This window comes from Verrucosispora sp. SN26_14.1 (assembly GCF_004307965.1).
GTDB lineage: Bacteria > Actinomycetota > Actinomycetes > Mycobacteriales > Micromonosporaceae > Micromonospora.
Genome location: NZ_SISL01000787.1, coordinates 1 through 1299, shown reverse-complemented (window position 1 = coordinate 1299; position 1299 = coordinate 1). Strand labels below are relative to the sequence as shown.

Below are 1299 nucleotides of genomic sequence, written 5' to 3'. Positions count from 1 at the left end.
GCCCTGCCGCGCCCGCCACCCGCTCCCCGGGCCGGGGTCGATCGGGAGATGCTCACCCGAGCGACGCTAACCCCCCGGTACGACGACGGCACCGCCGGCATGGGTTCACCACGCCGACGGTGCCGTCGGACATTCCGGCAGGACGGGTCAGTGCCCGCCTTCGCCCTCGAACTCGGTGTGCCGCTCGATGATCGGCGACGGCGGCGGAGCCGGGCTGAGCGGCACGGCCACCGGGGCCGGGCTGGTGATCGTGTTGCCGTCGCCGAAGTCGAAGCTGATCGTGACGTTCTGACCGGCGAGCAGTGCCGAGTTGAGCCCGAGGAGCTGGAGCACCTGCTCGCCCTCGGTGTTGAGCTGCACGTAGCTCAGCGGCGGGATCTCGATCCGGGCCGGGCCGCCGGCCGACGACTCGGTCTCTTCCGGGGAGGGCGTCTCGTCGGGGGAGGGCGTCTCGTCCGGCGACGGGGAACTGCCCGGGGAGGGGGTGCCCTCCGGGGACGGGTCCGGCGACGGGGAGCCGGTCGGCGAGGGCGAGGCGCTGGGCGAGGGGCTGGTCGCGGCCTGGACCGTGGTGAGCACGACCTCGCGGGCGTCCGACGAGGTGACGGTCACGGTGACCGGGTCGGGCGAGTCGTTGTAGAAGAGCGCGTTCAGGATCGCGTCGTCGCCGGCCTGGTAGCCCTCGACACCGGGATACGAGATCAGCACGCTGCGGACGCCGTACCGGCCGTCCTCGGCCTGGAGGTCGACGCCCTGGATCGACGGGACCTTGTTCGCCGTCTCGGAGATCTGACCGGTGCCGCATCCCGACAGCAGCAGCATCCCGGCTGCCGCCGCGATCCCGGGCAGCAGTACGGCAGCCCGCCGGGAACCCCTGATCGAGCGCGTCACGTCGGTCCTCCTCGTCACGATCACACCCGGCGCCGTCGCCGGAACCGCTGGCCATGCCCCCGCACAGACCGCTTCCCAGCGTAGTTGGAGCTGATCGTGGCCCGCACGGCGACCCGGTGCTGCCACCTGCCGGGGGACGTGGTCAGACCAGTCGACCGCTCGTGACCAGCAGGACGACATCGATCAGGGCGACCAGCATGACCGCCCGGAAGGCCGCCGCCGAGCGGGCGCCGGGTCGGTCGGCGGTGCGTCCGGCGTACCAGGCGAGAACCAGGATGACCACGGCGGCGACGACCGCCGCGAGGCCCAGGCCGGACGGCGGACCGGGCGGACCCAGCACCAGCGTGACGGTCGCCGCGACGAGCAGCCCGACGGCGGCCGCCCGGCTGCCCGCCGGACCCACCCCTG

At 73.6% G+C, this 1299-nt stretch carries 1 protein-coding gene and 1 pseudogene; both read right to left on the bottom strand.

The features are described 5' to 3' along the window. Positions 1-147: 147 nt before the first annotated feature. The gene (locus tag EYA84_RS31925; protein WP_131057866.1) at positions 148-891 is read right to left on the bottom strand and encodes a hypothetical protein; all 744 of its coding nucleotides are present in this window, start codon (positions 889-891) and stop codon (positions 148-150) included. A 142-nt stretch (positions 892-1033) separates the two neighbouring features. Then, positions 1034-1299: pseudogene (locus EYA84_RS31920) on the bottom strand (hypothetical protein); the annotation flags it as partial.